General features: G+C 62.9%; 10 protein-coding genes. 6 read left to right on the top strand and 4 right to left on the bottom strand.

All coding sequences use genetic code 11. From position 1 onward, the window contains the following. Positions 1-12: 12 nt before the first annotated feature. Entirely contained in the window at positions 13-2,562 is a 2,550-nt protein-coding gene (locus PQ457_RS02240; protein WP_273618178.1) for a TonB-dependent receptor, read from the top strand. A gap of 330 nt (positions 2,563-2,892) precedes the next feature. On the opposite strand, the gene mtgA is transcribed toward PQ457_RS02240, so the two are convergent. The 4 genes from mtgA to PQ457_RS02260 form a co-directional block, all read right to left on the bottom strand. Next, positions 2,893-3,618 carry a monofunctional biosynthetic peptidoglycan transglycosylase gene (mtgA, locus tag PQ457_RS02245; protein ID WP_420540958.1) on the bottom strand — a complete coding sequence of 242 codons (726 nt, stop codon included), beginning with the start codon at positions 3,616-3,618 and terminating at the stop codon, positions 2,893-2,895. A gap of 119 nt (positions 3,619-3,737) precedes the next feature. Beyond that, positions 3,738-5,192, bottom strand: a complete 1,455-nt coding sequence (locus tag PQ457_RS02250) for a UbiA family prenyltransferase (protein ID WP_273618179.1) — start codon at positions 5,190-5,192, stop codon at positions 3,738-3,740. Next, positions 5,182-6,429: a hypothetical protein gene (locus PQ457_RS02255; RefSeq protein WP_273618180.1), complete on the bottom strand. Its 1,248-nt coding sequence runs from the start codon at positions 6,427-6,429 to the stop codon at positions 5,182-5,184. The genes PQ457_RS02250 and PQ457_RS02255 overlap by 11 nt, the downstream gene beginning before the upstream one ends. Next, positions 6,429-6,788: a DMT family transporter gene (locus PQ457_RS02260; protein WP_273618181.1), complete on the bottom strand. Its 360-nt coding sequence runs from the start codon at positions 6,786-6,788 to the stop codon at positions 6,429-6,431. Before PQ457_RS02260 ends, PQ457_RS02255 begins: the two co-directional genes overlap by 1 nt. 314 nt (positions 6,789-7,102) lie before the next feature. Between PQ457_RS02260 and PQ457_RS02265 the strand changes: the two genes are divergently transcribed. The 5 genes from PQ457_RS02265 to PQ457_RS02285 all read left to right on the top strand — a co-directional run bounded on the left by PQ457_RS02265 (position 7,103) and on the right by PQ457_RS02285 (position 13,438). Continuing rightward, a complete protein-coding gene (locus tag PQ457_RS02265) occupies positions 7,103-7,516 on the top strand; it encodes a protocatechuate 4,5-dioxygenase subunit alpha (RefSeq protein WP_273618182.1) in 414 nt (137 codons plus the stop codon). Continuing rightward, positions 7,509-8,351 carry a class III extradiol dioxygenase family protein gene (locus PQ457_RS02270; RefSeq protein WP_273618183.1) on the top strand — a complete coding sequence of 281 codons (843 nt, stop codon included), beginning with the start codon at positions 7,509-7,511 and terminating at the stop codon, positions 8,349-8,351. The genes PQ457_RS02265 and PQ457_RS02270 overlap by 8 nt, the downstream gene beginning before the upstream one ends. Positions 8,352-8,526: 175 nt before the next feature. Beyond that, on the top strand, positions 8,527-10,665 hold the full coding sequence (locus tag PQ457_RS02275) for a PQQ-dependent dehydrogenase, methanol/ethanol family (RefSeq protein ID WP_273618184.1): 2,139 nt from the start codon (positions 8,527-8,529) through the stop codon (positions 10,663-10,665). A gap of 131 nt (positions 10,666-10,796) precedes the next feature. Beyond that, positions 10,797-12,308: an aldehyde dehydrogenase family protein gene (locus PQ457_RS02280; RefSeq protein ID WP_273618185.1), complete on the top strand. Its 1,512-nt coding sequence runs from the start codon at positions 10,797-10,799 to the stop codon at positions 12,306-12,308. Between the two features lie 257 nt (positions 12,309-12,565). After that, positions 12,566-13,438, top strand: coding sequence for an amidohydrolase family protein (locus PQ457_RS02285; RefSeq protein ID WP_273618186.1), 873 nt, complete (start codon positions 12,566-12,568; stop codon positions 13,436-13,438). The last annotated feature ends 13 nt before the right edge of the window (positions 13,439-13,451 follow it).

A 13,451-nucleotide genomic window follows, 5' to 3' on the forward strand; every position in this document is an offset into this window, starting at 1 on the left:
GGGGCATTCAGCATGCGCATTATCAAAAATTCGGCTTTGGCCGTCAGTTCCTTCGCGATTGCAGCAGCCGTTGCATCGCCCGCTTTCGCTCAGTCGACCGGCGCGGTCGATTTCGAAAACACCATCGTCGTGACCGGCACCAAGGCCAAGGCGATCAATGGCGTCGATATTCCCGCCACGCCCAAGGCCAAGCAGGTTCTGGACCAGACCTTCATTTCCAAGAGCACGCCGGGCCAGTCGATCAATGATGTGATCAACATGGTGCCGGGCGTATCGTTCTACAATGCCGACCCGTTCGGTTCGTCGGGCGGCGCGATGTTCATCCGCGGTTTCGACAACACCCGTATCTCGCAGACCTTCGATGGCATGCCGCTCAACGACACCGGCAACTATGCGCTCTATTCGAACCAGCAGCTTGACGCCGAACTGATCGAGCAGGTCAACGTGAACCTGGGTTCGACCGACGTGGACAGCCCGACGGCCGCCGCTTCAGGTTCGACGGTCAACTACCGTTCGCGCGATCCGCTGGAAAAGGCGCAGGTGATGGCCGTGGGTTCGGCCGGTGACCTCAGCTACAAGCGCGGTTTCATCTCGGTTGATACCGGCAACATCACCAATTCGGGCCTGAAGGCATGGTTTGCCGCTTCGGTGTCCTCGAACCGCTTCCTGCCCAACACGGGCGGCAAGGTGGCCAAGCAGCAGCTCAACTTCAAGGTGAAGCAGCCGCTGGGCGACAATGGCGACTTCATCTCGGTGGCGGGCCACTTCAACTTCAACCGCAACAATTTTGCGCCTTCGATGTCGCTCTACACCCAGAATTCGGCGAGCCGTCCGGTCAACTCGTCGAGCAGCGGCCGCACGCCCTATAACTGGGACGAAGCGCAATACACGATCAACTGCGCCGACACGACCAGCGCGTCGGCTTCGACCACCGGTTATGGCGCGTTCGAATGCCGCTATAACCCCTCGCGCACGGCCAACCTGCGCATGAACGGTCGCTTCACGCTGGCCGACAACCTGACGCTGACGGTTGACCCCAGCTTCCAGTACACCAAGGCCAATGGCGGCGGCGTGGGCTCTCTCTATGAAATTAGCGCACCCAATGGCATGGTCGGCCTGGTCGGCGGCAAATATTACGCTGGTCGCGATGTGAATGGTGACGGCATCATTGCTGACGGCACGGCCTCCAAGCCGCTCGTCCTCATGGGCAATGCCAGCGAAACCGAAACCAATCGTATCGGCTTGCTGACCTCGCTGCGTTGGAAGATCAACCCGACCAACACGCTGCGCATCGGCTATTCCTATGACCGCGGCCGCCACAAGCAGACCGGCGAAATCACCTTCCTGAATTCGCAGACCGGCTATTATGCCACCTACTTCCCGATCGATCTGGCGATCACGGACAAGTATGGCAATGCGATCGAAAAGCGCAATCGCATGTCCTATGCGATCCTGCATCAGGTTTCGGGCGAATATAACGGCAAGTTCTTCGATGGTAAGCTCGACGTTCTGGCCGGTGTCCGTGCGCCTTTCTTCAAGCGCAACCTGACCACGTTCTGCTTTGCCACCAACGGCACGGGCGGCTATGATTGCCCCAGCCCGCAGGATCAGGCCGCCTATGCCGTTGCGAACCCGACCTATGGCGCGCCCCAGCAGCGCATCTACAACTACAGCAAGGTTCTGCCCAACGTCGGCTTCACCGTCGCGCTGGCGCAGGGCGCTTCGCTCTATGCCAACTATTCGAAGGGCCTCCAGGTTCCGGGCACGGACACGCTGTATAATGCGTTCTTCTATCCGGTGACTTCGTCCTACGGCAGCCCCAAGGCGGAAACCTCGGACAATTTCGACGTGGGTCTGCGTATGCGCGCCGGTCGTCTGAGCGCTTCGCTGGGCGGCTGGTACACGATGTTCTACGACAAGATCTCGCAGATCTATAACCAGGACACCCAGACCTCGCTCTACACCAACCTGGGCAAGGTGGAGAAGTATGGCTTCGACGCCACGATGACCTGGCAGGTTGACGAACACTTCTCGATCTATGCTTTCGGCTCGTACAACAAGTCGCGCATTCTGGCCGACATTCTGGCGGGCAAGGGTGCGACGGATACGGTTGTCAACGGCAACACCATCCTGCGCAGCGATGGCACGAACACCTATTACACCACCGCCGGCAAGCGCGAATCGGGCGTGCCGATCTATACCGCCGGTGCGCGCGTCGAAGCCAATTTCGACCCGTTCGATCTGACCGTTTCGGTCAAGAACAACGGCAAGCGTTATATCAACTCGGAAAACCTGCCGGTTTACAACAGCTCGAATGTTCAGGTGAACCCGGCCTCGCTGCCCGCCTACACCACCGTCGATCTGTCGGCCCGCATGAAGCTGGCGATCGCCGGTCTCAAGTCGGACAAGAGCTTCATCCAGCTCAACGTCACCAACCTGTTCAACCAGTTCTACATCGGCGGCTTCACCAGCTCGTCGACGCCGATTGGTGCGACCACCATCCCGACCGTCTATCTGGCGACCCCGCGCACCGTCGTGGCAACGCTCAGCGTGGCGTTCTAAGGCTTAACCGGCCAAGGCAAACGGAAAGGGCGCTCCCGCGTGGGGGCGCCCTTTTTGTTTGGGGGATGGGTCTATGCCTCCGGCGGGCAAAGGGCGGGGGCCCTTTGCAATCCCGTTATGGGTGGCCAACTGTTCGGGACCAAGTGTGTTGGGCGGTGGTTTGAAAGCCTGCGGCGCGGACAGGTCCGACCAAAATGCGCCGCAGGCTTTAAATCCCCAACGCAGCGCCCCTCAACCTGGGTTGAACCGGACCCGCAACGCTGACAGTAACGGGATTGCAAAGGGACAAGTCCCTTTGCCCGCCGGAGGCCCTATACCCCCCTTAAAACCTCACTGATAAATGCAATCGTCCTGATCATTGCGCCGCACCACGCCGGACCGCTTGGCGATGGTGTTGCCATGGCGGCGGGTAAATCCGGTGGCGCCCACCACGGCGCGCTTTTTGGGGCTGGGCAGGGCGGCGGCGATGCGGGCGGCCTCGATCTGGGTCAGGTTGGCGGCGGAGTGGTGGAAATAGCGCTGGGCGCCTGCCTCGACGCCGTAGGTGCCGATGCCGGTTTCCGCCACATTGAGGTAAACCTCCATGATCCGCCGCTTGGGCCAGAAGGTCTCGATCAGCACGGTGAACCATGTCTCCAGACCTTTGCGGATATAGCGGGTGATGCCGCTGCCCTGCCAAAGGAAGGTGTTTTTGGCGGTCTGCTGGCTGATGGTCGATCCGCCGCGCAGCTTGCTGCCGTCGCCCGCCAGATTGCGTTCCAGCGCATATTCGATCCCCGCGCCGTCAAAGCCGTGGTGGACGCAAAAGCGGGAGTCCTCGCCCGCGATGACCGCGTCGACCATCTTGCGGTCGATGCGCGAAAGCGGGGTCCATGATTTGTTGAACCCGTTGCGGTCAAACAGCATGGTCAGCGTGACGGGCGGCGGCACCACGCGATAGAGCAGCGTGATGCCTACCGAGAGGCCGACAAACCAGAGGATGGCCATGGCCAGATACCAGCCGAGGCGGAAACGGAAACTGCGGGTAGGCCCGGGGCGGGCAAAGAAGCGTGCCATGGCGGCAATCTAGCGAGGGATGGGGCGCCCCTCAAGCCGCCCCCACCAAATCACGCCAATTCCAGAGCGCGTTTCACGCCAATTCCAGAGTGCGTTTCACACCAATTCCAGAGTGCGTTTCACGCAATGCCCAATTGCGGCAACCAATGGCCGATGGCGGCGAATTTGGCGACCACCAGAATGCCCCCCAGCGTCGCGCCCACGGCAATGCTCTTGGCGTCGGTGATGGCAAAGGCGACCGGGTCGCTGTCCACTTGGCCCCGGCGGCCCATCATCCAGATGCGGTTGAGCCAGTAGAGCAGCGGCAGCGGCAGCAGCCAGAGCAGTTGCGGCGTGGCATAGGCACCGGTCTTGCCCATCGCCTCGGCAAACAGGACCATGACGAGGATCGAGACCATGCCCGCCGCCAGACCGCTGATCGCGACGATTTCGGTGTCGGAGCGGGTGTAGCCCCGCCCGGAGAGCAATTCGTCGGGCTCGCGCGCGCTGCTGCGCAATTCGACATAGCGCTTCAGATAGCCAAGGCTGAGGAAGAAGAAGACGGAGAAGAGCAGCAGCCAGGACGAGACCGGCACCGCAATCGCCGCCGCCCCCGCCACGATGCGGATCGTGTAAAGGCAGGCCAGCGTCAGCACATCGGCGATCATCGCGGCCTTCAACCGCATCGAATAGGCCAGCGTCAGCGCGAAATAGGTCGCCATGGCCGAAAAGCTGGGCAGGCCCAATTGCCACGCCAGCGCCAGACCCGCGCCCGCAAAAGCAACGCAGGCCGCCAGCGCATGCGGGATCGGCAGCGCGCCGCTGGCCAGCGGACGGTGGCGCTTTTTCGGATGCGCGCGGTCGCTCTCGATATCGAGCAGGTCGTTGAGCAGATAGACCGAGGAGGCGATCAGGCTCATCGCGGCAAAGGCGAGGCAGGATTGGGCGATGGCATGGGGATTGGCCAGCAGGCCCGAGGAGGCCAGCGGCACAAAGACCAGCGCGTTCTTGGCCCATTGGTGCGGGCGGGCGGCCTTTACCAGCGCGCGCAACCGGCTGCGCGCCGGGGCGAGGCGTTCCTCATGGGCCATGCCGGTTGGGGCCTCGACCGTATAGGCCACGCGCGCCTCGCGCCAGATGCGGCGGTCGGCCCCGCAATCGCCGACATAATCGAAAGGCTGGTTGCCCAAGGCTTCGCGGATCGCGGTCAGTTTTGCCCCGCCCTTGGCGTTGCGGCGGGCGCCGCTGGCGATCACCGTGTCGAACAGGCCCAGATGAGCGGCCACGCGCCGGGCGTTGCGCCAATGGGCCGCGCTGGCCAGCACCACGCGGCGGCGCTGGCGGCGGGCCTGGGCGATGAGGTCGAGCACTTCGGGGCGATAGTTGAGCGAGGCCGGATCGACCGGTGCGCGCCGGGCCAGCAGGGTCTTGAGCCGCGCCCGCCCCCGGATCATCGCCCAGAGCAGCACCAGCAGCGCGCCAATGCCGCGCTTGGCCTCGGCCACGCAGGCCTCCATCGCCACGTCGCCCGAAATCAGCGTGCGGTCCAGATCGACCACCAGAACAGTGTCATCGGTGATGCGTTCATGCAGCATGGGGGCTCTCCCGGCGGGCCAGACGGTTGGTGACGATTTCGGTCAGCGCCGCCGACGCCATCACGATCAGCAGCGGCATGACCGGATCACGATAGCGGTCGATGATATAGGCGATGCCATGCAGCGCCCAGAAACCGGCGATGGCGCCCATCAGCACGATCTGGCGCGGGCGCCCGATCCCCGGCAGCATCAGGCACAGGCCGGCCAGCGTGAGGAAGAGCAGGTACTGCACGACCTCGAACAGGCGGACATAGGTGACAGCGGGCGAAAGCGCGAAATCATTGGAATCGGGCAGATTGGGCGCCCAGAAAGCGGCCAGCTTGACGGCGGCAAGGCGGGCCACTTCGGCGGGGTTATGCGCCATCCAGTCGCGCGCCATCGCGCCCAGCGCCGCGCTCGCGCCTGCCTCGCCAAGGGTTTCGCGCATGGCGTGCCATTGCGCCCCGACGGGCGTGGCGGCAATCGAGACGAAGCGCCCGGTGGCCGCGGGATTATTGCCGATATAAAGGTTGAAGCCGGTGTTGGTGGAAAGCGTGGGGCGGCCCAGCATGGCCTGCGTGGCCATCGCCCATGGGGCCAGCACCAGCGCGGCCCCCATGCCCATCGTCAGCGCGGGAACAACCGCGCGCCGCACCGACCCGCCCAGCACCACCGCCAGCAAAGGCGCGGCAATCAGCGGCAAGGCCGAGCTGCCCGCCAGCACTGCCGCGCCCCAGACCGCGCCCGTAGCCGCCGCCAGCCCAAGGCTGGAGGACGAACGCAGCAGGCGCAGGGCCAACCACACCACCGCCACCAGCAGCGGCGTCGAGAGATTTTCCCGCGCCAGCATCGTGCAGTTCCAGATCCCCGGCAGCCACAGCGCATAGCCCAGCAGCGCCAGCTTGCGCCCCAGATCGCCAAGGCCCGCCTCACGCGCCAGCAGCACGATCAGCCATCCCGTGGCCAGCGCCAGCGCCAGATTGACCCCAAAGGCCACCTGCGCCGAAGCCCCCAGAAGCGCGAAAAAGGGCGCCAGCACCAGCGGATAGCCGATGGAATAAAACGCATGCTGGCCCAGATTATCGACCGGCCATCCGCCGTCGGCCATCGTCTGGGCCAGGGTGAAATAGGCCAGACCATCGCTCTGCAGCGGCTGGGGCAGGGCGAAATGGGCAGCCAGACGGATCGTGACCGCCAGCAGCAGCAGCGAATTGATCGACAGCGCAGGCGCGCGCGCCGGGGCGGGGGTGGCGGCCATTATGCGATGCTCCTTGAAACGCAGACGCAGCCCAACGCGATCAGCAAGGTGCCCGCGATGCGGATCGGGCTCAGGCTCTCGCCCAGCGCGAGCACGCCCAGCGCCATGGTCAGGATGAAGCCGAGGCCGACGAAGGGATAGGCCGCGCTGAGCGGCAGGCGGGCCAGCACATAGAGCCACAGGATCGCCCCCAGCCCATAAAGCCCGAAGCCGCCGATCACCCATGGTGATTGCACAAAGGCCAGCCCCGACCCCGCCCCATCGGCGCGCACCTGCCCCACGCCCATTTTGAGCAGCAGTTGCGCGATAGCCGACATGGCCACGCTGGTCAGGATCAGCATCAATAGGGCCGGTTGCATCGATTCCTCCTTCGGTCATCGCCCGTATCGCGCGAAAGCACAGGGGCCGGAAGCGCGGTAACCATGGCCATTTCCTCCATGTGCCGGAATGAGACGATGCGCCGCCCAAGGTTAATTCCATCGGCGGGCGAGCTGAGGCGTGGGGCGAGGAATTTGCCTAAATTTATGACTCGCGCTGCATCTCAATGCGCCAGTTGCCGCCGCCGGGCACGCTGCTTGATCGGGATCAAAGAGAGCCGGTCAATTGTAAGTGATGCACACGAAGGTAAGGCCGGCCATCAGGGTGGCGGGCTGCATGATCTGGAGAGGCCACTATGTCTGGACCGCAAAATGCGATGCCGCCCATTCCCGGCACCCATCTGTTCGATGGCGATGCCGCGGCCAAGGGCTTTGAGCTGAACGCCATGTGCTATTCGTTTAACGATGCCGCCAATCGGCAGGCCTTCCTTGACGATGAGGAAGCCTATTGCGCCAAATTCCACCTGACGCCGCAGCAGCGCGAGGCCGTGGCCCAGCGCAGCGTGCTGGGCATGATCGCGGCGGGGGGCAACATCTATTACCTCGCCAAGCTGGCCGGGATTTTCGGCCTCAATGTGCAGGATGTCGGATCGATGCAGACCGGCGCTTCGGTCGATGATTTCAAGGCCATGCTGTTCGCTCAGGGCGCGGGCCAGTCGTATGAAGAGGCGCATGGCGCCATGATTCAAAAGGAGAAGGTCCATGGCTGAAATCGTAGGCGCTTATTTCACCAGCCATGTGCCCGCGATCGGCGGGGCCATCCACAAGGGGCTGCAGCAGGAACCCTATTGGAAGCCCTTTTTCGACGGGTTCCACAAGGTTCACGAATGGCTGGCACAGGTGAAGCCCGATGTGGCCATCGTGTTCAACAATGACCATGGCCTCAACTTCTTCCTCGACAAGATGCCCACCTTTGCCGTGGGCGCGGCGGCGGAATATCACAATGCCGATGAAGGCTGGGGCCTGCCGATCTACAAGCCCTTTGCCGGGCATACCGAGCTGAGCTGGCACATCATCAACAGCTTGGTCGAGGATGAGTTCGACATCACCACCTGTCAGAAGATGCTGGTGGACCATGCGCTCTCGATCCCCTTTGAGCTGGCATGGCCCGATGTTGAGGCATGGCCGGTCAAGATCGTGCCCTTTGCCATCAACACGGTGCAGCACCCGCTGCCCTCGGCCAAGCGCTGTCTGGCGCTGGGCCAAGCGGTGAACAGGGCGCTGCAGAGTTGGACGGGCGACGAACGGATCGTCATCATCGGCACGGGCGGCCTGTCGCACCAGTTGGACGGCGAGCGCGCCGGTTTCATCAATCGCGATTATGACACATTCTGCATGGACAATCTTTCGGTCGATCCCGCCGCGCTGACCAAGGATTCGATCCACGAAATGGTGCGCAAGGCCGGTACGCAGGGCGTCGAAGTGCTCAACTGGATCGCGGCGCGCGGGGCCTTGGGCGAGGCCCCGGTTCAGGAGATTCACCGCAATTACCACATCCCGATTTCGAACACGGCGGCGGCCACCATGCTGATGGAACCGGCCTGAAATCAAGCCTCTGGCGTAAAGCCCGTCCTCTTGCCCCGCCATCATCGGCGGGGCAGGATGGCGGGGGCGTTTCCTTTCAATTGTTACCTTTTCTCCCCCTTGACCACCTCTCCAAAAACCGTAAGCATTGCATACAGTCGAGACGCCGAAGAATGTTGGCGCCGAAGGAGAGGTTATGCAAGCGCAAGCAAAGTCAGGGGCGAAAAGCGCCCTGTGGTTGGGTGGTCTGCTGGCCGGGGCCGCCGTGCTGGCTTATGCCGGCGGCGCGACCGGGGCGGGCAAGGCCCGGCTGGCCGTCAATGCCGCCGCCATTGCCGCATCGGGCAACAAGGGCGACAACTGGCTCAGCCATGGCCGCACCTATGACGAGCAACGCTTCAGCCCGCTGACGCAGATCAACAAGGACAATGTGAACCAGCTTGGGTTGGCATGGTTTGCCGACCTTGACACCACGCGCGGGCAGGAGGCCACGCCGCTGGTGATCGACGGGGTGATCTATACCACCACCGCCTGGTCCAAGGCCAAGGCCTATGATGCTCTCACCGGTAAGCTGATCTGGGAATATGACCCCAAGGTGCCGGGCGAAACGGCGGTCAAGGCCTGCTGTGACGTGGTCAATCGCGGCATGGGCGCATGGGGCGACAAGCTGTTCTACGGCACGCTGGACGGGCGCCTGATCGCGCTGGACCGCAACACCGGGCGCCTCTTGTGGTCGACGGTGACGGTGGATCGCACCAAGCCCTATACGATCACCGGCGCGCCGCGCGTCATCAACGGCGTGGTCATCATCGGCAATGGCGGGGCGGAAATGGGCGTGCGCGGCTTTGTCGCGGGCTATGATGTCAATACCGGCAAACAACTCTGGAAATTCTACACCGTCCCGGATCAGCCGGGCAAGAACAAGGAGGATTACCTGAAACGCGCCGAGGCGACGTGGAAGGGCGAGTGGTGGAAGCTGGGCGGCGGCGGCACCGTCTGGGATTCGATGGCCTATGATCCGGCGCTCGACCTGCTCTATATCGGCGTGGGCAATGGGTCGCCTTGGAACCAGTCCTATCGCTCGCCGGGCGGGGGGGATAATCTCTATCTCTCCTCCATCGTCGCGGTGCGGCCCAAGACCGGGCAATATGTCTGGCATTTTCAGGAAACGCCGGGCGAGACTTGGGATTTCACCGCCAGCCAGCATATCGTTCTGGCCGATCTGATGATCGACGGGCGGATGCGCAAGGTGTTGATGCACGCGCCCAAAAACGGCTTTTTCTATGTGGTGGACCGCCAGACCGGGCAATTCATCAAGGGCAAGAATTTCGTGCCGATGAACTGGGCCACCGGGCTTGACCCCAAGACGGGCCGCCCGATCGAAAACCCGGAGGCGCGGTTTGACAAGACCGGCAAGCCCTTTGTCTCGATGCCCGGCGCGGGCGGGGCGCACAGTTGGCAACCGATGGCCTATGATCCCCGGCAAAAGCTGATGTTCATCCCGGCCAATATCGCGGCCTTCCCCTATGTGCCTGATGAGAAGTGGAAAGCGGCCAAATATGGTTTCAACAACGGGTTGAACCAGGGCGCCGCGGCTATGCCCGCCAACAATGACGTGCGCGAGGCGGCCAAGGCGGCCACCAAGGGCGCGCTGATCGCGTGGGATCCGGTGACGATGACCGAAAAGTGGCGGGTGGATTATCCCGGCCCGTCGAACGGCGGCCTGTTGGCCACGGCGGGCGATCTGTTGTTTCAGGGCACGGCCAAGGGCGATTTCGTTGCCTATTCCTCGCTGGACGGCAAGAAGCTGTGGTCTTTTGACGCGCAGACCGGCGTGATCGCCGCGCCCGTCACCTTTACCGTCAAGGGGCAGCAATATGTCGCCGTGATGGCAGGCTGGGGCGGGATCTGGCCGCTGGCCACCGGAGCGCTGGCGTGGAAATCGGGGCCGGTGCGCAATATCAGCCGCCTGCTGGTGTTCAAACTGGGCGGCAAGGCGCAATTGCCCGCCAAGCCCGACCCCAATTTCGGCCCGCTCGATCCCCCGGCCCAGACCGCCAGCAAGGAAGTGATTGCCAAGGGCGCCTATACGTTCGGCCGTTTCTGCGGCGTGTGTCATGGCGATGCGGCCATCGGCGGCGGCGTGGTGCCCGACCTGCGCCACAGCGCGGCGCTGGGCAGTCCGGAGACGTGGCAGGCGATCGTGCATGACGGCGCGCTGAAAGCCAATGGCATGATCGGATGGAGCGCGCAGCTCAGCCGCGAGGACATTGACGCCATCCGCCACTACGTGATCGCCCGCGCCCATGAGGACAAGGACCTGGGCGAGAAATAGGGGGCCTGAAAAACAGAGGGCGCGAGACATAAACGCGATGGGCCGCCTCGCGCCCGGCTTGGCAGATTGCTATGGAATGATACATTAAAAATAGCGCGGGCGAACCGTGCAGGAGAGAGAGGATCAAGGCGATGAACGAGATGACCACGCTTTCCTATCAGCAGCATGCCTATTCGGCGGCGGCGCAAAAGGCCCTGTCGCGCAAGCCCGCCCTGTTCATCAATGGCGAATGGGTGGCCTCCAGCCATGGCGAGTTGATCGATGTCGAGGACCCTTCCTCGGGCAAGGTCGTCAGCCAGATCGTGGACGCCAGTGTGGCCGACACCGACCGCGCGGTTGCCGCCGCGCGCGCGGCCTTTGACGATGGCCGCTGGAGCGGTCTGGCCCCCATCGCGCGTGAAAAGATCATGCTGCGTCTGGCCGATCTGATCGAGGCCCATGCCGAGGAATTTGCCGAGCTGGAAGCCATCGACAATGGCAAGCCCAAGACCATGGCGGGCGCCATCGATGTGCCCGGCGCGGTCAGCCATATCCGCTATATGGCCGGTTTCGCCGCCAAGGTGGGCGGCGAGACGACCCCGCCCTATACGCTGCCGACCGGCGCCTTCTTCACCTATACGGTCAAGGAGCCGGTGGGCGTCTGCGCCCAGATCGTGCCGTGGAATTTCCCGCTGCTGATGGCCTGTTTGAAAATTGGTCCGGCGCTGGCGGCGGGCTGCACGATCATTTTGAAGCCTGCGGAACAGACTTCGCTGACCGCGCTGCGGCTGGCCGATTTGATTGCGGAAAGCGGCATTCCGGCGGGCGTGGTCAATGTCATCACCGGCTATGGCCATATTTCGGGCGATCGTCTGGTCAAGCATCCCGATGTGGACAAGGTCGCCTTCACCGGATCGACCGAAATCGGCAAGCTGATCAACAAGAACGCCACCGATACGCTCAAGCATGTGACGCTGGAACTGGGCGGCAAATCGCCGGTGGTGGTGATGCCCGACGTGGATGTGGCCGAGGCGGCGCCGGGGGCAGCGGGCGCGATCTTCTTCAATTCGGGTCAGGTTTGCGTCGCGGGCTCGCGCCTTTATGCCCACAAATCAGTGTTTGATCAGGTGGTCGAGGGCATCGCCAACACCGCGCCTTTCTGGGCGCCGCGCCCTTCGCTGGACCCAGCCGCCCATATGGGCCCGCTGGTCTCGCAGGAGCAGTTCGACCGCGTGATGGGATACATCGAGGCGGGCAAGCGCGATGGCGCCAGCGTGGCCATGGGCGGCGATGCGCCCAGCGCCGATGGCTACTATGTGAACCCCACCATGCTGGTGAACGTGAACCCGCAGATGAGCGTGGTGCGCGAGGAAATCTTTGGCCCCGTCGTGGTGGCTCAGCGTTTCGACGACCTCGACGAGGTGGTCAAGGAAGCCAACAACACCCAGTTCGGCCTTGCCGCCAGCGTGTGGACCAAGGACGCCTCGACGCTGCACAAACTGACCTCGCGGATCAAGGCCGGGACTGTATGGGCCAATTGCCACGCGATGATTGATGTGGCGCTGCCCTTTGGCGGATACAAGGAAAGCGGCGTCGGACGCGAGCAGGGAAGGGCCGGGATCGAGGCTTATCTGGAAACGAAGTCGGTGATTGTGAAGTTGTAAGGTCTTGATGCCTCCGGCGGGCAAAGGGCGGGGGCCCTTTGCAATTCCATTATGGGGTTGTGAGTGGTTTGCCGCGGGGTGTTTGACCTTTGGTTTCAAAAGCCTGCGGCGCGGCAACGTCACGCTGGCAAGCGCCGCAGGCTTTAAAATTCAACGCCGCGTCCGATACCCAACGCCAAACCCTTGGCGCAACAAAGACAGTAACGGGAGCGCGAGGGACGAGTCCCTCGCATTCTCTCTTCTTGGACACTAAAGACATGCCTATCGACCTTTCCACAATCCGCGCCATCGATGTTCATGTCCACGCCGAGGTATCCTGCCACGACCCGGAAGACCCGGTGATGGGCCAGTTTTTCGACGCGGCCAGCGCCTATTTCAAGGCCCCGCGTGAACGCCCCAAGATGCCCGAAATCGTCGAGCTCTACCGCGAGGCGCAAATCGCCTTCTGCCTGTTCACGGTGGATTGCGAGAGCCATATCGGGGCCAAGCGGGTTTCCAATTTCGAGATCGCCGAATTTGCGGCCAAGCATGATGACATCTGCATCCCCTTTGCCAGCATCGACCCGCACAAGGGCAAGATGGGCGCACGCGAGGCACGCGACCTGGTCGAGAATTGCGGAGTTAAGGGTTTCAAATTCCACCATATCATGCAGGGCTGCAATCCCGGCGATCAGGTCGGCTATCCGATTTACGAGATCATCAACCACTACAAGCTGCCCGCGATTTTCCACACCGGCCATTCGGGCATGGGCACGGGGATGCGCGGCGGCGGCGGCGTGCGGCTGAAATATGGTCAGCCGATGCTGGTCGATGATGTGGCGGTGGATTTTCCCGACATGAAGATCATTCTGGCCCATCCGTCATGGCCCTGGGTGGATGAAAGCCTGTCGATGGCTCTGCATAAAACCAATGTTTACATCGACCTGTCGGGCTGGAGCCCCAAATATTTCGCGCCCCAGATCATCCAGTACGCCAACACGCAACTGCGCAAGAAGATGCTGTTCGGCAGCGATTTTCCGCTGATCCACCCGGACAAGTGGCTGGACGCGGCGCGCGGCGTGGGTTTCCGCGAGGAGATCCTGCCCGGCATCATGAAGGACAATGCGGCGCGGCTTTTGGGCCTGACCTGAAGGCAGGACGCCG

This window comes from Novosphingobium humi, from assembly GCF_028607105.1.
Lineage (GTDB): Bacteria > Pseudomonadota > Alphaproteobacteria > Sphingomonadales > Sphingomonadaceae > Novosphingobium > Novosphingobium humi.